This window comes from Phycisphaerae bacterium (genome assembly GCA_017999985.1).
Lineage (GTDB): Bacteria > Planctomycetota > Phycisphaerae > UBA1845 > Fen-1342 > JAGNKU01.
Genome location: JAGNKU010000001.1, coordinates 874083 through 892939 on the forward strand (window position 1 = coordinate 874083; position 18857 = coordinate 892939).

An 18857-nucleotide genomic window follows, 5' to 3' on the forward strand; every position below is an offset into this window, starting at 1 on the left:
TACAAATTGTCGCGGCCCCGTGGCGACGAGCGTGAATTGCCGATAACCGGCGGCAACGCTGGAGGGCGGCACGGTGGGTCTTATTGGGCCCGCGCGTTTATTTCCATTCGATGGTGACAGTCCACCCCATCTCGCGATAGAAGCCGGTCAGAAGCTGCTCCGCCTGCTCCTTCGCCTTCACGACGAAGTCCGCGTCGCGCACGGCCCGGTCCACTTCCGCCTGGGCCCCCCGCATCGCGTCCACCAGCAAGTCCTCGCGCGGGTCCGCGAACGGGTTGAGCACCGCCAGGCCGGTCTTCCGCAACTCATAAACCTTTGTCCGCTCGTGGTCCACTCGCGGACGATCCGGCTGCGGCGTCGGGATGCGCAGCGTCGCTGTCCGCGCGGCATCGTCGCGCGCGACGATCTCGATTTGATCCAGATCGACGGTAATGTCCGCGTCGCCCTTCACCAATACGGCGGCCTGCGCTCCCGCCGTGCGCCCTTCGATCACGTTCGCCACCTGGACGCGCAGCACGGCGAGCTTGGCGATCCGGCGTACCTCCTCGATCCGCGGCCCACTACTCGTGAACTGGGCGGGCCGGCTGTGCCAGCCGATGATGTAGGCGCCCCACAACAGGGCCAGCAGCCCCGCGATCAGCAGCGGCCAGGCCACCATGCCTGGCAGACTCAAACCCGGATGCCCCGCGGTCTCGCGCGCCATCGGCGACCATCCCTGGATTACGGTTGCGACGTCGGATAGACGGGCGTCCACTCCGGCGGGCCGCCGGTGCAGGCACATGCGTGGATTTTCGCCACGACAAGCAGGGCCAGCAGCACGAGTCCGCCCAGCACCGTGGTGCGCACCGACCGCCGTGTCCAGCGCCACTGCAGCATGATACCGCTCCGCTGCTCGCCGGTTGCTGCGCCGCGCCGCGCGTCGGCGTCGCCCGCCCGGCCGGCACGCATGATGACCGCGCATCTGCGCATCGACAAGCCGTACTCCCCGCGCTTCCGGGGAGGTGACAGGGCGAGGGTCGGGCGACCGTGTGCCAAGCCTCGTAGCCCTGTGGCGCAACAGGTCCGCGGCGAATCCCGGCTCTACGGTGCCACTGCCGGCCGCGTGTGCGTCACTGTTGCGGGGTCCGGGAGGGGGGCCAGATCATGCGAGGCGCGCAGCTCGTTTTGCTCTGCCCGCCGCGCGCGGAATTGGTCGGCCGTGAAGCGCAGCACGGTGCCATCGGCGCGCCCGACGAAGACAAACGGCATCGTCGTCCCAGGGTTGGCCTCCGGGTCGCACTGCCGGATGACAACCCACAATTCGGGGTCGGCCTGCGTGAGGTCCAGGCCGTGGTACGTGAACACGAAGTCGCCGAGCCGGTGGGCGATCGTGCGGGGCGGCAAGGCGCGCGCTGCGGCGTCCGCCGCCGCGTTCGCCTGGGCCAGCGAGAGTTCTTCCAACTCATCCAGCCGCACGCTGCCAACCGCCACGTCTTCCTCAAACGTGGTGGAATCCCACGCGACCAGCGCGGATCCGCTCAGCCGGTGCAGGGCCACCAACTGCGCCGCGTGCGTTGGCCCCTGACCCGCGTTGCCGCGCGCGAAAGTCAGCAACGCGTCCATCACGACTTCCGTCTCGCCTTCGTCGGCCGGGTTCGGCAAGCTCGACAGGGTAGTGGTCGCGTACCCCGGCGGAAGTGCCGCGCCTCCCGACGCGGTCCAGGCGACCGCGCCGGCGGCGGCCATCGCGGCCCGGATTGCGATGACCCACGCCGTGGTCAGCCCGCCGATGAGCAGCAGTGGAAACACGAGCGTGGCGAGTGTGGCCCGGCCACCACCGACGCGCTGCGTTTCCTTGAGCATCAGGGCCGCGCTGATGAGCCACCAGATCCAGCTCACGTAAATGCCCACGCATGGCAAGACCAGCAGCGCATTGGCGCCGCTGCTGTAGCACAGCGCGATGTAGGTGCGCCCGATCCCGCCGGCCGGCCGTCCACCCAGCCGCAGCACGCCGTGCGCGATGAGCCCCCAGAAGGCGATGCCCACGATCACCGTTGCTGCGGCGACGAGGCCGACCAACGGCAGGCCGCAGACGAGTTCCACGTCCCACCTGCCTCCCGTGGAGGTGGTCGCGATCACCGCCAGGGCGGCCCAGGGGCACGCCACCCCCGCAGTATACAGGAGCGCCGTCAGCAGCGCGAACCCCCACGCTGCCCCGGGCGGGCAGTCGTCCGGCACCGCCCGGGCCAGCCGGATTGGCGACGTCAGCGCCATCTTCACCGTGCCCCACCACGCCCGCACCGGACCGCGTTCGCGCCGCTCCTCCCACGGCAGTTTGTAGACCTCGGTTTGCTCCTCGGTCACGTGCGCCGCGGGACGCAGGACCATCTCGTTCATGCGGATGTGTCGGGCGCACTGCACGCAGTCGAACTCGTCCGGGACCAGGTGCCCGCGCGCGCCCGTGCCGTAATACGCCTGGCCGCAGTGCGGACAGCAGAACTGCACGCTGTTCGGTGCGAACTCGTACTGGCTGGGCAGGAACGGTGTGCCGCACTCCGGGCAGCGCCGCGCCTCCAGGTTCCACAGCCGGTAGTTGCAGGTCCCGCAGCGCATGTCGCCTCACGTCCACTCGGCCACGTGCTCGCGGACCCGCCCGCGCGCCAGCCAGATCAGCAGGAACACCGGCAAGGCCCAGTACCACAGCAATGAGACCACCAGACCCAGAGCGGCGAACGAATGAACATATTGTTGCGACGGCATGGACGCGGGCATCTGCTGCGACACAGCGGTGAGCGTGTCTTGCTGGATGAAGTACGCCACGCCGACCTGCACGCCCGCCAGCATGATCCGCAGCACGGCCCACACCTGACTGGCCGTGCAGGCCCACCGGCGCCGCCGAAGCAAGCCGAGACCGGCCGCCAACAGCAGCAATGCCAACGCGCCCGTCAACGCTCCGTTGGCGACGCCCCAAGCCGCCCACTGCTGCGCCACGTGGAGTCCGGCCCGACCGGCCGCCGGCGCAATCTGCGCCATGAAGCGCATCAGGAACGGTGCCAATACCCCGTATGCGCCGGTGAGCGTTCCGAACACGCCAAAGACGATCGCGATGATTCCGAGCACCGTCGGCCAGCTCGGTGCGGCTGCGGACACGGTCTGAACGGGCAGCTCCACTTGCGTCGGCGGTGTCAGCGGTCGCGCTACGGCCGGTTGCGGCTCTTCATTCGTCATCGCGCTGCCCTCGTACACCGCCCGCTCAATGGCGCGCCACATGATCGGCTGCCATCATCCCGACGGGCCGACTGGCTAACAAGCACCGCCGCCGACTGCCGCGACTCAATTCGCCCCCGGCGACCGGTACAGCGCCACGTACAGCGGGCACCGCGCGATCAGTTCCGCGTGCGTGCCGACGTCCACGATGCGCCCGGCGTCCATGACGACGATCCGCTCCGCCATGTCCATCACCGTGTGCCGGTGCGCGATCAGGAACGTCGTCTTGCCGCGTCGCAGCTCGTTGAGTGCCGCATGGATCTTTCGCTCGCTCTCCGCGTCGATCTCGCTCGTCGCCTCGTCGAAGATGAGGATCGACGCCGGCTTCAAAAACGCGCGGGCGATCGACAGCCGCTGGCGCTGCCCGCCCGACATCGTGCTGCCGAACTCGCCGACGCTCGCCTCGTACTGCTCCGGCCACTGCTCGATGAACTCGGCCGCGTAGGCCTGCCGCGCCGCCGCCTGCACCTGCGCCAGGTCGGCGTCCGGGTTGCCGTACGCGATGTTCTCCCGGACCGAGCGGGCGAAGATCACCGGCTTCTGCGCGACGACCGCGATCTGCAAACGCAGGTCGCGCAAGCTGAGCTCGCGCACGTCGATGCCGTCGATCGTGACGCGCCCGCGCTGTGGCTCGAGCAGCCGCGGCAGCATTTTCACCAGCGTGGACTTTCCGCTGCCGTTCGGCCCCACGATTGCCAGGCACTCGCCCGGCCGCACGTCCAGCGACACATCGTCGAGCGCCGGCGGCTCCTGCGTCTCGGTGTAGCGAAACGTGATCTGCTCGAACCGCACCGGCCGCGGGGCCGTGCCCGCGAGGCGCCGCGCCTGTGGCGGCGAAGTCTCCTCCGGCTCGTCCAGGAAGCCCCACACGCGCATCGACGCCGCCCCGGCCCGCTGCACCATGTTGTAGACGTTCGCGACCTTGCGCACGGGGTCCAGCAGCGCCGCCAGCAGCGCCACCATCGTCATGAAATGTGCCGGCGAGATCTCCCCGTGGAACGTCCGCATCGCCAGCCAGACGATCCCCGCGCTCGTCACGAGGATCCCGGCCACCTCGATCAACGGTGAACTCAAGGCCTCGATCCACGCCAGCCGCAGCATCTGCTTGAGCATACGGCGCTCGATGTGCCACATCCGCCGGCGCTCGTAGCCCTCGCGGCCGTAGCCCTTGACCACCTCGACGCCCTGCAAGGTCTCTTCGAGCCCGCCGAGCATCTGGCCGTAGCCCTGCAGCAGCCGCACGGTTGCCTTGCGCACTTTGCGGCCGAAGTACCAGAGCAATACGACCGCAATGGGCGCGATCGCGAGCACAACCAGCGTCAGGCGCGCATCCAGAAAGATCGCCACGATCAGTACGCAGATCGCCTTCAGCGGCTCGCGGGCCACTTTCCCGAACAGCGTCGTTACGCCGAGGAACACCTCGCGCACGTCGGACATGAACTGATTCACGCGGTTCGAGACATCGCCGGAGAGCTCCGTCAGCGGCACGCGCAGCGCCTTGCGGTACATCCGTCGCCGCAGGTCCATCATCATCCGGTTGGATGCGTTCAGGATCAGGTACTGCGACAAGCAGCGCAGCACGTTGCCGACAATGTTCACGCCGACCAGCACACCGAGCAGGACCAGCAGGTCGCGCAGACGATCCGCCGGCGTCGGCTGCGCGGCCGCCGGGAACCACCCCGACGCCCATGTGAGGAAGCCTGCGTACCACTGTCGCAGGCTCTGCATTGCCCCCGCCATCTCGGCCGCCTTCTCCGCGTTCCGCGCCGCGGCCTCGACCATCGCCGCGTGGAGGCTTTGCTCCCGCACGACCACCTGCAGCACGGGATACAGCCCGGCCAGGCTCGCCGCGTACGTCAGCGCCACGCCAAGCCCTAACACCATGCCCCAGATCATGTTACGGCGATGGGGCCGGACCAGCTTCAGCGTCCGCCAGAATGCCCGCCGAGCTTCGCTCTTGCTCGGCTTGACCGTTCCGGTCCGCTGCGCCAGCAGCCCCTGGGGGGTCGCGCCGGAGTTGGTCGCCAGGCTGTCGCTCATCGGCTCTCTGGGTTCCCTTCGCGCCGAAAGGGGTTCCGATTCGGCTTGCCGGCTCCGATTCCGCCGGCCGCGCCAGCGTTCGCCGAACCAGCCGGGCCACGATACCGAGTGCCACACAGGCTCGCAACGGGGCGCTGCCTGTCACTTTGGCACTGCCAGCCCGACAGCAGCGCCGCTGCCGACCGCCAACCCTCGCGCGACCACCATCTCATAAACAACGTTTCGATAACGCCTTGCGGCTGTTTTCCCACGGTCACCCGTCTGGCACCCCAGTTGCTACCCGTCCGGAGCGCCGAACGGCCATCGCGCGCCGTCGCGGCACGGAGCGGTATTCGACTCTGCCACCCGGCATGAAGATTCGCTAGGAAGGAGACCTCTGCATGGCGGTCAAACAACTCGCGTTCGATCAGGAGGCGCAGCAGGCCATTCTGGCCGGCGTCGAAAAGCTCGCCGCCGCGGTCAAAAGCACCTACGGCCCGCGTGGCCGCACCGCGGTCCTCGACAAGGGCTGGGGCGGTCCGACCGTCACCAAGGACGGCGTCACGGTGGCCGAGGAGATCGAGCTGCACAACAAGTACGAGAACATGGGCGCCCAGCTCGTGAAGGAAGCTGCGAGCAAGACGAGCGATGTCGCCGGCGACGGCACCACCGCCGCCACGGTGCTCGCTGAGGCGATCTACAAAGAGGGCCTGCGGGCCGTCACGGCCGGCCACGACCCCAACGCGATCAATCGCGGCATCGAGGTCGCCGTCCGGGCCGTTGTTGAGGAGATCAAAAAGCTCGCCCGCCCGGTCAAGCTGGAAGCCAAGAGTGCCGCGGACGTCATCAACATCGCCACCATCTCGGCCAATAACGACCGCTCGGTCGGCGAGATCATGGCGGACTGCTTCGCGAAAGTCGGCAAGGACGGTGTCATCACGGTCGAGGAGGGCAAGAGCCTCGACACGACCGTCGATGTCGTCGAGGGCATGCAGTTTGACCGCGGCTACCTCAGCCCGCATTTCATCACGAACCCCGAGGAAATGCAGGTCAACCTGGAGAAGGCGTTTGTCCTCGTCTTCGAGGACAAGATCAGCAGCGTGACCAAGCTCGTCCCGCTGCTCGAGAAGGTTGCCCAGGCCAAGCGCCCGCTGCTCATCATCGCCGAGGACGTCGAGGGCGAGGCCTTGGCGACGCTGGTCGTGAACAAGCTGCGCGGCATCCTCCAGGTCGCGGCCGTCAAGGCCCCCGGCTATGGCGATCGCCGCAAGGCCATGCTCGAAGACATTGCCATCCTCACCGGCGGCAAGCCGCTGTTCAAGGACCTGGGCATCGAGCTCGACCACGTGCAGATCGCCGATCTCGGCCAGGCCAAGAAGATCCGCATCGACAACGACAACACCACGATCATCGAAGGCGCCGGCGACAGCGCGGCCATCAAGGGCCGCATCGCCCAGATCCGCCGCGAGATCGACCAGACCACCAGCGACTACGACCGCGAGAAGCTCCAAGAGCGGCTCGCAAAGCTCGCCGGCGGTGTCGCGCAGATTAACGTGGGTGCCGCGTCCGAGGCCGAGTTGAAAGAGAAGAAGGCCCGTGTCGAGGACGCGCTGCACGCCACCCGCGCCGCCATCGAGGAAGGCGTGGTCCCCGGCGGCGGCGTGGCCCTGCTGCGGGCGCGCAAGGCCCTGGAGAACCTGCGGATCAAGGGCGAAGGTGAGAAGGTTGGCGTGAAGATCGTCCGCGACGCCCTCACGATGCCCATTCGCCAGATCGCGGCCAACGCCGGCTACGAGCCCGCCGTCGTGCTGAAGAAGGTGGACTCGAACGAGACGGCCACGTTCGGCTTCAACGCCGACACGGGCGCGTATGCGGACCTGATGAAGAGCGGGATCATCGATCCGGCGAAGGTCGTGCGCAGCTCGATTGAGAACGGCAGCAGCGTTGCCCGCATCCTGCTCTCCAGCGCGTGCCTGGTCGCCGAGAAGCCGAAGGACAAGAAGGGCAAGGGCGCTCACAACCACGGACCGGGCGGCATGGGCGACATGGACGACGAGATGGGTGGCATGGGTGGTATGGGAATGATGTAGGCCGAAAAGTTAGAAGTAATAAGTCGGAAGTGTGCAGTAAAACGGACGATCCGATCACGCACCTCGGACTTATGACTTGGCACTTATGACTTCAAACTTCTGGCTGCGATAGCAAACGGAGATTGAGCAATGCCTACCGCGACGGCGAAGAAACTGAAGATTCGTCCCCTGGATGACCGCGTGGTCGTACAGCCGTTCGAGGCCGAGGAGCGCACGCGCGGCGGGATCGTCCTGCCCGACAGTGCCCGCGAGAAGCCCCAGCAGGGCAAGGTCATCGCGACCGGCCCCGGCAAGCTGCTCGAGAAGACCGGCGAGCGCGGCACGATGTCGCTGAAGGTCGGCGACGCCGTCTTCTACGGCAAGTACGCCGGCACCGAGGTCGAGCTCGAAGGCGAGAAATACGTGATTCTCCGCGAGAGCGATGTGCTCGCGGTACAGGACTAGACTCCAGGTCAGAAGGGTGAGGCCGGAAGTGCGGACGGCTTGCGATGTGCCAGCCCTGTGACTTCGAACTTCTGATTTCTGACTGCGGATGACAAGAGAATACGAGCCGTCATCGCCGGCTACAGCACACTAGAGGTCGAAGATATGCCTGCCAAGCAACTGATGTACAGCGATCGGGCCCGCCAGGAGATGCTCGCCGGCGTGCGCAAGCTCGCCCGCGCCGTCGCCTCCACGCTCGGTCCCGTCGGCCGCAACGTCCTGCTCCAGAAATCCTGGGGCGCCCCACGCATCACCAAGGACGGCGTCACCGTCAGCAAGGAGGTCGAGCTGCCCGAGCCTTTCCAGAACATGGGTGCCAAGCTCGTTAACGAGGTCGCCAGCAAGACCTCGGACGCCGCCGGCGACGGTACTACCACCGCCACCGTGCTGGCCGAAGCCATCTTCGCCGAAGGCCTCAAGAACGTGACCGCCGGCGCCGCCCCGATGGCTCTGAAGCGCGGCATTGACGCTGCCGTCCAGATTGCCGTCGAGGAGATCAAGAAGCAGTCGACCAAGGTCCGCGGCAAGGACGACATCGCCAAGGTCGCGACGATCAGCGCCAACGGCGACACCGAGGTTGGCAAGATCCTCTCTGCCGCGTTCGAGAAGGTCAGCAAGGACGGCGTGATCGAGATCGAGGAAGGCAAGGGTCTCGAGACGACCTGGGAGCACGTCGAGGGCATGCAGTTCGACAAGGGCTTCATCTCGCCCTACTTCATCACGAACCCCACGTCGCTCGAAGTCCTGCTCGAAGACCCCTACATCCTGATCTATGAGAAGAAGATCAGCTCCATTCGCGACCTGGTCCCGCTGCTGGAGAAGGTCCTGCAGGTGGCCAAGCCGCTGCTCGTCATCGCCGAAGACCTCGAAGGCGAAGCCCTCGCGACCCTGGTCGTCAACAAGCTCCGCGGCCTGCTCAACGTCGCCGCCGTCAAGGCCCCCGGCTTCGGCGACCGGCGCAAGGCCATGCTTGAAGACATCGCCGTCCTCACCGGCGGCGAGTTCGTCAGCGAGGACCGCGGCATCAAGCTCGAGAACGTCGAGCTGAGCATGCTCGGCACCGCCAAGCGCGTCGTCATCACCAAGGACGACACGACCATCATCGAGGGTGCCGGCAAGAAGAAGGACATCCAGGCCCGCTGCGAGCAGATCCGCGCCCAGATCGCCAAGACCACCAGCGACTACGACCGCGAGAAGCTCCAGGAACGCCTGGCTAAGCTCACCGGCGGCGTGGCCGTCGTGCAGGTCGGCGGCGCCACCGAGATCGAGGTCAAGGAGCGCAAGGACCTCGTCGATGATGCCTTCCACGCCACCAAGGCGGCGGCCGAGGAAGGCGTGGTCCCCGGCGGCGGCGTGGTGTTCCTCCGCGCGATCAAGGCGGTGCTGGACGCCGCGAAACAGGCCGAGGGTGACGAGGCCGTCGGCTATCGCATCGTCGCCAAGGCCCTGGAATATCCCGCCCGCCAGATCGCCGAGAACGCCGGCGAGGACGGTGGCGTGGTCGTCGACGAGATCCTGTCGCGGCCCAAGGGCACCGGGTTTGACGCGGCGCGCGGCGAGTACGTGGACATGCTTGAGGCCGGGATCATCGACCCGGCCAAGGTCGCGCGCGTGGCGCTGCAGAACGCCGCCAGCGTCGCCGGCCTGATGCTGACGACCGACGTGCTCTGCACCGAGTACAAGGAAGACAAGCACGAGGCGATCGAAGGCGCGACGCGCTAGGCAACGGCCGCCCGGCGGCCAACGGACCGGTTCACAGGGGCGCGCTCCACGGCGAACGCCCCTGTCGTCTTAACGGCCCGCGCCCCGCGCGTCCGATAGAATGCTTGCAGCCGGTTCGCCCCGGCCAAGTGGCTCGGGCCCGAGGCGCATGGTGACGCAAAAGCGCGATTACTACGAAGTCCTCGGCGTGCAGCGCAGCGCCACGCCCGAAGAGATCAAGCGCGCTTACCGCCAGGCCGCCCTCAAGTACCACCCCGACCGCAACAAGGAGCCGGGCGCCGAAGACCGCTTCAAGGAGGCTGCCGAGGCCTACGAGGTCCTCTCCGACGCCGACAAGCGCGCCCGCTACGACCACTACGGCCACGCCGGCCTCGAAGGCGTCGGCATGCACGACTTCTCCGGCATGCGCGTGGACGACATCTTCAGCGTCTTCAGCGAGCTGTTCGGCGGCGCGTTTGGCGGCGGCGGCTTCGGCCGCGGGCATGCCAACCACGGCATCGACATCCAGACTACGATCGAGATCGACCTGCAGGAAGTCCTCACCGGCGTGGAGAAATCGCTCCGCTTCGAGCGCAACGATCTCTGCGAGCACTGCCAGGGCCAGGGCTGTGAGCCCGGTACCCAGCGCCGTAACTGCGCCACGTGCGGCGGCTACGGCCAGGTGGAGCGCCAGGTGTCGATGGGTTTTTTCGCCACGCGCAGCGTCGTCGAGTGCCCGCAGTGCCACGGCCGCGGCTGGTTTGCCGAGCGGCCGTGCCGCGCGTGCAACGGCACGGCGCGCGGCCGCCGCGAGCGCGTCCTCGAAATCAAGGTGCCCCCGGGCGTGCAGGACGGGCAGAGCATCCGCGTGCGCGGCGAGGGCGAGCCCGGCTACTCCGGCTCCCAGCGCGGCGATCTGCGCTGCGTGATCCGTGTCCGGCAGCACGAGTTCTTTCAGCGCGACGGCGACCACCTGATCTGCATCCTGCCGATCAGCTTCACGCAGGCCGCGCTCGGGGCGCAGGTCGACGTGCCGACCCTCACCGGCACCGCGCCGCTGCGCATCCCGGCCGGCACACAGCATGGCACCGTCTTCCAGTTGCCGGGCAAGGGGCTGCCCAACCTGCGCAACGGCCGCCGCGGCAACCAGATCGTGCAGGTGGTCGTCGAGATTCCGAAGAAACTGAGCCGGGAGCAGACCGAGTTGCTGCGCAAGTTCGCGGCCACCGAAGACAAGCGTGTCTCGCCGCAGTCCAAGGGCTTCTTCGACCAGATGAAGGAGTACCTGCGCGGCGAGGCGGACGAGAACCCCTGATCCCGTAGCGTGAACGTGTTGACGACAGCATGAGCCGAAAAGCCAAGCCCGACCCCGACGTGACCGAGCCGACCGAGGCGGCCCCCGAGTCGCCGACCGCGGAGCAGACGCCGCCCGCGCCGGAGGATGAGGCCACCGCGCTGCGGCGCGAGGTCGCCGAACTGCGAGACCAGCACTTGCGGCTGATGGCCGAGCTGCAGAACCAGCAAAAGCGCGCCCTGCGCGACAAGCAGGAGGCGCAGCGCTACGCCGAGTCCGAGTTCGCCCGCGAGCTGCTCGTCGTCATCGACGACCTGGAGCGCACGCTGGATTCGGCGAAGGCCACCACGGATGCCCAGGCGCTGGCCGAAGGCGTGCGGATCATCTACGACCACTTTCTGAAGGTCTTGCGCGGCCGTCACATCGCGCCGATCGAGTCCGTCGGCCGGCCCTTCGATCCCGCGTTTCACGAAGCGCTGCTCCAGCAGCCCAGCGCCGATCAGCCGGCCGGTACGGTCCTCCAGGAGCTCGCCCGCGGCTACACGATGCACGAGCGCGTCCTGCGCCCCAGCCGCGTGATTGTCTCCAGCGGTCCGGCCCCCGCCGCGCCGCCGCCGAGCCCGAACCAACCGGAACCACAGGTGTAGTCATGCCGACCTATGAATACCGCTGCGGTGCCTGCGGACACGCGTTCGAGGAGTTCCAGTCCATCACCGCCGCCCCGCTGAAGAAGTGCCCAAGCTGCGGGAAGCGCACGCTCGAACGACTCATCGGCACCGGCGGCGGCATCATCTTCAAGGGCGCGGGCTTCTATCAGACTGACTACCGCAGCGAATCGTACAAGAAAGCGGCCGACGCTGAGAAGAGCGCCACGACGGGCTCCGGTGGCAACGGCCACGACTCGTCCGCCAAGTCCGGGGAGAAAACTCCGGCGAAGACCCCGCCCGCCGACGCGCCCAAACCGGCCCGCGCCCGGGAAAAGCAGAAAGCCAAGCCGGCTTGACGTTGCGGGCGCCGTCCCATAGAAGAGTCTGCAACCATGGCCGATTCGCAGCCCATCGACTTGCTGGTCATCACGCCCGAGCGGCAGGTGCTCGAGGCTTCCGCCGACGCGGTGGTCATTCCTGCGCACGACGGTGAGCTGGGCGTGCTGCGCGACCGCGCCCCCGTGCTGTGCGAGCTCGGCATCGGCCAGTTGCGCTATACACAGGCCGGCGTCCCGCGCCGCGTGTTCATCGATGGCGGCTTCGCGCAGGTCATCGAGAACCACGTGACTGTCCTGACCAGCCGCGCTTTGCCCGCCGACCAGATCACCAAGGAAGTCGTGGCGGCGGCGGAGCGCGCTGTCGAAAAGCACACGGGGTTGGACGCCGAAAGCCGCGACGCCCGCGAACGGGCCCAGAAGCGCCTCAGCGTCCTGCGCAGCATGCACACCACCGATTGACCCATTGCCGGTGTCAGGTTTCTTCGGGTCGGGGCCGCCCGCTGCGCGGCCCGGGGACTTCGGCTATGTGGGTGGTACGGGCGTCCCGCCCCGTCCCGCTTGTCCCCAGAACGGGCAAGATGCCCATACCACCCAACCCCCGCGCAAAGCAAACGGCCGGCGACAAGCACCGGCCGTTGCGCGCTGGGTGCTGGGTCTGGTTTCGGTTACTCGGTCGTGCAGTGGATGCGGTTGTAGAGCTCCGGCTGCTGGCGCTTGAACTCGTCCATGCTCTTGAACTCGTACTTGGTCGTTTGCCCGTTTTCCGTCACGGTCACCTCGACGCTGCCGTCATCGTCGACTAGTACCATTAGCGACTGCGACCCGTCGGTCGGCCCCGACTGCTTGCGGATACAGACCGTGCGCGCCTTGCGCACCGCCTCGTTGGCCTTCTGCAGCGCCTCGTGGCACTGTTCCTGCGCATCCGCGCTGTAGGCCTTCGCCCGTTCGAGCGCGTCTTCAATGTGCTTCTTCACGTCGACCTGAAAGTCGTGGCGCCACTGCAGCGCCCGCGAGCCCAATGGCTGCACCTTGATCACGCTCACCCCGTCGCCGGCCGCGTGCCGGCTATACAACTCGTACGCTGCCGGGTCCGTCGCCTCGAACTCCTCTTCGCTCTCATACGTGGCCGAAGACTCGTTCCCATCCGCATCCGTCTTTGACACCTCGAACTTCCCGTCCGGCATGCGCTGGATCGTCGTCGTCGTGCCGTCGTCCGCCACCTGGATGCGGATCTGCACCTGCGCGTTGTCACTGCCATCCTTCGACATCCACAGACACCCGCCGTCCAGGTTGCGCAGGATCTTCACATCCATGTCCTTGCCGAATACGTCGAGCCCCTGGTGCAGCTTGTCCAGATCGATGCCGACGTCGAGGTCTTTCAGCTCCTTGAGCATCTCCGGCAGGTCGCGGAGCTGCCCCAGGTCGCGCATGATCCACTTGCCCTGCGGGCCGAGCTGCAGTGCCTTGCCATGCAGCTTCACCGCCGCATCCACGAAGCTGTCTTCCGGCTCCTCGTACTTCATCTCCCACTTCATTTCCGCCGGCCGCGTGATCGGCGTGATCGTCACCGCCAGCGGCGCCGCCTTCCGGATGATCCGCAGCGCTACCGGCTGATCGGGCAGCGTCTGGCCCACCGCGCTCATCAGGTCCGCCGGCGACTCGATCTCCGTCGCGCCGAACTGCACGACGACGTCATACTGCGCCAGCCCCGCCGCGTCCGCCGGGCTGTCCTTCATGACGTTCGAGATCATCACGCCCTGCTCACCGATGTGCGCCGCCAGCGGGGCCGGCACCGGCGTGAGCCGCACGCCGATCCAGACCTTGGACTCGTCTTCACCGGCCAGTCTGACCACACGCACACAACGGGTCCCGGCGGCCGGCGCATCTTCGTCCACTTCCGCCAGAGTCTGGTAAACCACCGGCCCGGACTCCCCATCTGCGCAGCCCACGGCGATCGCAACCGACGTCGGCTGGTCTTTCTCCACCGGCACCGCCGCAGCCGTCGCCGCGCCCAGCGCGGCCAGCGCCAGGAGCCACAGATTCATGAATGCAGGTAGCATGGCTGTTTCCTCTTGTCAGAAATCGCGATGTACGCCGATCACGTGCGTCCGCACGCGATCCACTTCAATCACCAGATACGTATTCGGCTCACCCCCGGGGATCACGATCCACTCGCGCTCCGTCCCGCGCACCCGCAACTCCGGTCGCACGTATGCCGTGGGCACCTGCTCGATGCTGTCCACCTGCGGCACCAGCGGCGCAAACCACGACCCGGCCCCGGCCTCCATTGTTGGCCGTCCCGCGCCGCACGTGGGCGCGGTCTGCTTCGGCTGCAACCAGACAAACGCCGCCAGGCACGCCGCCGCCGCCACGGTCAGCCCTTTCGCGACCCGCAGCCCGACGCCGCGGCGCGGGACGACGGATCCCGGCTGCTCCATTGCCGCCCGCAACGCCCCCCCCACCGCGCGGTCCACGGCCCGATACTCGTCGAACTGCGCCCGCACCTCCGACTCGCGTCGCAACAGCGATTCGAGCAGCGCCCGCTCCTGGGGCGTGCACTCCCCGTCGAGGTAGCGCGAAAACAGGTGCTCCAGTCTGTCCGAACCCGCACTCATGATTCAACCTTGCCTTGCAGCATCTCGCGCAGCAGCCGGCGCGCCCGCACCAGCCGCGTTTCCACCGTTTCTACCGACAGGTTCAGCACGTCGCCGATCTCCGCATAACTCCACTCTTCCAGGTGCCGCAGCACGAACGGCTCGCGATAGAGCGCCGGCAACGCCTGTACGGCCCGCAGGAGCGTCGCCTGCAACTCGCTACCCGTCACGGCCCCGTGCGGACCCGGCCGGGCACCGTCCGCCGCGAGCGCCGCCGCGGCGCGGGTCAGCGCTTCGTGCCGCCGCTCCGCCAGCCGCGCGTCCAGGGCCGTGTTCCGGGCCACCGCGTACAGCCAGGGCCGCAGCCGCTGGGGGCTTTCGAGCGTGCCGAGTCGTTGCCACACGCGGACCCACACCTGCTGGGCAATGTCGTCCACCAGGTCTCTCCGCCCAGTGACCGCGTAGATCGCGCTGCGCACCCAAGACGCATGCTCGCGTACCAGCCGGTCGGCTGCCACGCGATCACCCTGTTGTGCCTCTGCGACCAGTTGTCGCATTGACTCGGCGTCGATCGTCACGCTCGACATTCCACCAGGTAAGACGACCCAGGGCTCGCCGGTCCGCCACAAACCGCCGAGAAATCCCAAAATCCCGTCGCCCGGCACCGCCTTGGCCGCTTGCTGCCAATAACTTACCATCCGGAACAACGCGCAGGCATATGTTGCGCACGGAGACCCCCCATGACCGTACCTGAGCCACTCCGGACCCTGCTGTCCCTGCCGACCGCACCCTTCGTCGAATCCGCCGTCCTCAGCCACCTGGAGGCGTGCTGCCGCAAGCTCGCCGGCGTCCGCGTTCGGTACGACCGCCACGGCAACCTGCTCGCCCACTACCGCGGCATCCCGCCGAAGCCCGCCCCGCTTGCCTTCGTCGCGCACACCGACCATCCGGGCTTCATTGCCCTCGAAATGCGGGACCGCCGGACCGTGCGGGCCGCGTTTCACGGTGGCGTGCGCCCGGAGTACGTCACGGGTGCCCGCGTGCGTTTCTGGAGCGCTGGCCGCTGGGTGCCCGGCCGCGTGACGGCTTTGTCCAAGATGGTGCGCGTGACTGATGTTCCGGGCTGGACCGCCCGGGTCGCGGAGGCGCTGGTGCGCGTCAGCGGGCCCGTGGACATCGGCGGCCCCGGGATGTGGGACCTGCCCGATCCCGCGCTCAAGGATGACGTGGTGACCGCGCGCGGTTGCGATGACCTGGCCGGCTGTGCCGCCATGCTGGCCCTCCTGCAGCGTCTGAGCCGCAAGCGTGCCCGCGCCGAGGTCTACTGTCTCTTCACCCGCGCCGAGGAGGTCGGCTTCGTCGGGGCGATCGCGGCGGCCCGCGCACGGACGCTGCCCAGGCGGCTCCCGGTCATCTCGATCGAGACCAGCAGCGTCCTCGTCAACGCGCCACAGGGGGCCGGCCCGATTCTTCGGGTCGGCGATCGTGCGTCGGTGTTCTCGCCGCACCTCACGGCGTTCTGCGAGCGTGTCGCGCGCGACCTCGGGCAGCGCCGCAAGCGTTTCGCGTTTCAGCGCAAGCTCATGGACGGCGGCACGTGTGAGGCCACGTCGTTCATGGCCCACGGCTACGCGGCGACGGGCATCTGCCTCGCACTCGGCAACTACCACAACATGGACAAGCAGAGCGCGCGAATCGCCAGCGAGTCGATCAGCCTGCGCGACTGGCACTGCATGGTGGATTGGTTCGAAGCCCTCGCGCTGGACACCGGCGAGCGCAGCCCGTCCGCGCAGCCCATGCGTGCCCGCCTGGACGCCCGCTACGCGGCATACGAAGCGCTGCTGCACGGCGACGCCCATCCGGAGGCCGGTCGCCGGCGCTCGCGGCGCTGATCCGAGACGCGCGCGCCAGCCACGCGCCGATCCCTGGATCCCTCGTTCTCTCCCCTACGTGCCTGCGTGCCTTCCGCGCAAAAAGAACCCGCGGCGCCGTCCGAGGCGCCGCGGGCTCCCGAAGGGGGACACGACAGCTTCCACATGAAATCATTCAATTTAATCGTGAAGAGGTTGCGACTTTTGGACGAAATGTCCTGTCTCCCCCCGCCCGGCCCCGTACCCGTGCCGCTTGACCGCTTGCATTCCGCCCCGCCCCATCTATTATCGCGGCATGCCCAAACCCGGTCCGCACACCATCGGCGGTTTTCTGCCCCGCGCGGGACTGTCCCTCCTGTTAGCGGTCGTTGCCGCCCTCGCCGGCTGCCAGGCCCCGACGGAACCGTCCGGCCCGACCGAGCTCGTCCTGCGCATACCGGACTACGAGCGCTTCGTGGATGCGTCCTTATCAGTCCTCCGCCAATACGACCTGCCGCCCAGCCGCGTCGATCGCCCGCGCGGCCTGATCGTCTCCCAGCCGACAACCAGCGCTCAGTGGTTCGAGTTCTGGCGGGTCGACGCGCCGGGTGGTTACCAGTCTCTCGAAGCGAGCCTGCACACCACCCGGCGGGTCGTCACAATCCAGATCAGGCCGCTCGACACGCCGCCTCCGGGGTTCGTCGGCGCGTTTGAGCCGGCCGAGGTACCCGACCTGACCGAATGGCCTGAGTCCGCCGAGGCCACCGCGCCTCCCGCGCCGCCGGAGCCCGCCGACGCCGCGGGCGCGCCGCGCTATCACGTGCAGGTGCAGGTGGACAAGTTGCGGTACAGCGCTCCGGAGCGGCAGGTCACGACGGGGTCGGGTGCGCTGGCCATCTACAGCGAGAAGACGCCCGATGTCGAGGGCCTGCGCGGCCCGCGGAGCCATCGCGTGGAGTGGGTGCCCCTCGGCCGCGACCCGCTGCTCGAAGCATTTCTGCTGCAGAAGATCGCCGGCGCCCGGCCGGACGTCGCCATGTCCGATTGACGCACCACGGGTGGCAATCGAGATTCCTTTTCCCTCCAGAGGAAGGTTGCGGTGCAACGCAGCGCGTTTCGACTCGCCTGTTGCCCGTCTCCCGGAGAGAGCGGGGCGTGTGTTGCACACCTATCGACCGGTGTACGCCTCCAGCACCCGGCGGCGCATGTGCCGCAGGCTCTGGGCCGTGTCGCGCGTGGCCGCGTTGGCGCCGCGGTCGCCCGCCGTGGGGAACAGCGACTCGTATGAGAACAGCGCGAAGTCGCCGCCCCAGGACTGACACTGGCGCAGTTGCTCCGCCATGACCTCGTCGCTCGTGTGCATGTAGAGGCCGAGGCCCGGGACGATGGGATGCCGGCCGACCAGGCGCTTGTAGCTGTCGATGTCCGCCTCGAACTGTCCGAACCGCTCCGTGTAGACCATCGGCATGAGCGCGTCGACAAGCCCCGCCCGCAGCCAGGCGACGCTGTTCTGCAGGTAGTCGTTGTAGCCGATCCGCGGCTCCCGCCACACCGCCGCCGTCAGCGTCGCGCCCGGGCGGCGCTTATTCACCGTGCGGCGGATGTCATCGACGAGGCGCGTGAGCTGGTTGGCGCGCCAACTGTCCCACGCCGTCAGGTCATCATCGGGGTCGCGGCCGGTGTCGTGGCGGTACAAGCCGAGTGTGCGCGCGTCGCGCGGATAGGCGCGCTTGGCGTTCGGCGTGCTGTCCCAGGCATAGCGGACGTAATCCAGGTGGATGCCGTCGACGTCGTAGCGCGAGATGATCTCGTCGACCACCTTCGTGATGTGCCGGCGGACTTCGGGCAGGCAGGGGTTCAGGATCACGTACTCGCGGCTGAGCGGCTGGCGCTGCCCGTTCGCGTCGTGCATGAACCACTCGGGATGCGCGTTGAAGACCTGTGAGCCGATCGGCGGCGGCGCGGTGCCCTTCCAGCCGGGCATGACATTGAACCACGCCTCGATCCGCAGCCCGTGCTTGTGGGCCTCCTCGACGGCGAGGGCCAGGGGGTCGAAGCCCGGGTACTTGTAGTCGAACTCGCGACCCCACGGCTCGATCCGCGACGGGTAGCAGACGGTGCCTTCGCCGCGGACCTGCCAGTAAACGGTGTTGCAGCCGGCGGCGGCACAATTGGCCATGATGGCCCGCACGTCGTCGGGGTAGCGATAGTGAAAGCGCGCGACCCAGATGCCACGGACGGGGCGGATCATCGGACGCGGGGCCACCCGGCGGGCAGCCGTCCGGCGCGGCGGGGCACCTTCCGGCGCGCCCGCGGAACGGCAGCCGCTGAGGGCGCCGGCAGCCACGAGGATGCCCAGACAGAGCTTGATGAACGTGAGGTGTCGTGTGCATGTCATAGCGGGGCAGTAAACGCCGAAAGGCGCGGCGCGTCAAATGGGGGAGGGCATGGAGGCACGCAGGCACGGGCTGAAGGGAGCGAGGGATCAAGGGATCGAAGTGGTGGCGGTGGGTTGGCCCCAATCGACATGCGCGGCAGACTCAGACGTGCCGCGTCCCCGGCGGGCGAGTTGGAACCGCGCGCCGGCGCCTGCCG

General features: G+C 67.9%; 18 protein-coding genes. 9 read left to right on the plus strand and 9 right to left on the minus strand.

Going from position 1 to position 18857, the window contains the following annotated elements; translation table 11 throughout:
• Positions 1 to 97 precede the first annotated feature (97 nt).
• The 5 genes from KA383_03435 to KA383_03455 form a co-directional block, all read right to left on the minus strand.
• The gene (locus tag KA383_03435; protein ID MBP7745160.1) at positions 98 to 703 is read right to left on the minus strand and encodes a DUF4230 domain-containing protein; all 606 of its coding nucleotides are present in this window, start codon (positions 701 to 703) and stop codon (positions 98 to 100) included.
• Between the two features lie 17 nt (positions 704 to 720).
• On the minus strand, positions 721 to 975 hold the full coding sequence (locus tag KA383_03440) for a hypothetical protein (GenBank protein MBP7745161.1): 255 nt from the start codon (positions 973 to 975) through the stop codon (positions 721 to 723).
• 105 nt (positions 976 to 1080) lie between these two features.
• On the minus strand, positions 1081 to 2592 hold the full coding sequence (locus KA383_03445; protein MBP7745162.1) for a hypothetical protein: 1512 nt from the start codon (positions 2590 to 2592) through the stop codon (positions 1081 to 1083).
• Between the two features lie 6 nt (positions 2593 to 2598).
• Complete coding sequence (locus tag KA383_03450) at positions 2599 to 3249, minus strand: hypothetical protein (GenBank protein MBP7745163.1); 651 nt, start codon at positions 3247 to 3249, stop codon at positions 2599 to 2601.
• A 63-nt stretch (positions 3250 to 3312) separates the two neighbouring features.
• Entirely contained in the window at positions 3313 to 5286 is a 1974-nt protein-coding gene (locus KA383_03455) for an ABC transporter ATP-binding protein (GenBank protein MBP7745164.1), read from the minus strand.
• A gap of 380 nt (positions 5287 to 5666) precedes the next feature.
• Here KA383_03455 and groL (KA383_03460) point away from each other — a divergent pair, with 380 nt between their 5' ends.
• From groL (KA383_03460) to KA383_03490, 7 genes are all read left to right on the plus strand, one after another.
• Positions 5667 to 7355: a chaperonin GroEL gene (gene groL, locus KA383_03460; protein ID MBP7745165.1), complete on the plus strand. Its 1689-nt coding sequence runs from the start codon at positions 5667 to 5669 to the stop codon at positions 7353 to 7355.
• Positions 7356 to 7484: 129 nt separating this feature from the next.
• Positions 7485 to 7799, plus strand: coding sequence for a co-chaperone GroES (gene groES / locus KA383_03465; protein ID MBP7745166.1), 315 nt, complete (start codon positions 7485 to 7487; stop codon positions 7797 to 7799).
• A gap of 144 nt (positions 7800 to 7943) precedes the next feature.
• Complete coding sequence (gene groL / locus KA383_03470; GenBank protein ID MBP7745167.1) at positions 7944 to 9560, plus strand: chaperonin GroEL; 1617 nt, start codon at positions 7944 to 7946, stop codon at positions 9558 to 9560.
• Between the two features lie 148 nt (positions 9561 to 9708).
• Complete coding sequence (dnaJ, locus tag KA383_03475) at positions 9709 to 10854, plus strand: molecular chaperone DnaJ (GenBank protein MBP7745168.1); 1146 nt, start codon at positions 9709 to 9711, stop codon at positions 10852 to 10854.
• Positions 10855 to 10883: 29 nt separating this feature from the next.
• Entirely contained in the window at positions 10884 to 11480 is a 597-nt protein-coding gene (locus KA383_03480; protein MBP7745169.1) for a nucleotide exchange factor GrpE, read from the plus strand.
• 2 nt (positions 11481 to 11482) lie between these two features.
• On the plus strand, positions 11483 to 11836 hold the full coding sequence (locus KA383_03485) for a zinc ribbon domain-containing protein (protein ID MBP7745170.1): 354 nt from the start codon (positions 11483 to 11485) through the stop codon (positions 11834 to 11836).
• A 36-nt stretch (positions 11837 to 11872) separates the two neighbouring features.
• Positions 11873 to 12277 (plus strand): F0F1 ATP synthase subunit epsilon, encoded by a 405-nt coding sequence (locus tag KA383_03490; GenBank protein MBP7745171.1) that lies wholly within the window; start codon positions 11873 to 11875, stop codon positions 12275 to 12277.
• Between the two features lie 206 nt (positions 12278 to 12483).
• Here KA383_03490 and KA383_03495 read toward each other — a convergent pair whose 3' ends face one another.
• From KA383_03495 to KA383_03505, 3 genes are read right to left on the minus strand one after another with little or no spacing between them, the layout of a single operon-like run.
• Positions 12484 to 13878, minus strand: coding sequence for a PDZ domain-containing protein (locus KA383_03495; protein ID MBP7745172.1), 1395 nt, complete (start codon positions 13876 to 13878; stop codon positions 12484 to 12486).
• A gap of 15 nt (positions 13879 to 13893) precedes the next feature.
• Entirely contained in the window at positions 13894 to 14433 is a 540-nt protein-coding gene (locus KA383_03500) for a hypothetical protein (protein MBP7745173.1), read from the minus strand.
• Positions 14430 to 14990: an RNA polymerase sigma factor gene (locus KA383_03505; protein ID MBP7745174.1), complete on the minus strand. Its 561-nt coding sequence runs from the start codon at positions 14988 to 14990 to the stop codon at positions 14430 to 14432. The genes KA383_03500 and KA383_03505 overlap by 4 nt, the downstream gene beginning before the upstream one ends.
• Before the next feature lie 162 nt (positions 14991 to 15152).
• Here KA383_03505 and KA383_03510 point away from each other — a divergent pair, with 162 nt between their 5' ends.
• Positions 15153 to 16304 (plus strand): M28 family peptidase, encoded by a 1152-nt coding sequence (locus KA383_03510; GenBank protein MBP7745175.1) that lies wholly within the window; start codon positions 15153 to 15155, stop codon positions 16302 to 16304.
• Positions 16305 to 16578: 274 nt separating this feature from the next.
• The gene (locus KA383_03515; protein MBP7745176.1) at positions 16579 to 17310 is read left to right on the plus strand and encodes a hypothetical protein; all 732 of its coding nucleotides are present in this window, start codon (positions 16579 to 16581) and stop codon (positions 17308 to 17310) included.
• Positions 17311 to 17430: 120 nt separating this feature from the next.
• Here KA383_03515 and KA383_03520 read toward each other — a convergent pair whose 3' ends face one another.
• Positions 17431 to 18660: a family 10 glycosylhydrolase gene (locus KA383_03520; protein ID MBP7745177.1), complete on the minus strand. Its 1230-nt coding sequence runs from the start codon at positions 18658 to 18660 to the stop codon at positions 17431 to 17433.
• Positions 18661 to 18857: the final 197 nt, after the last annotated feature.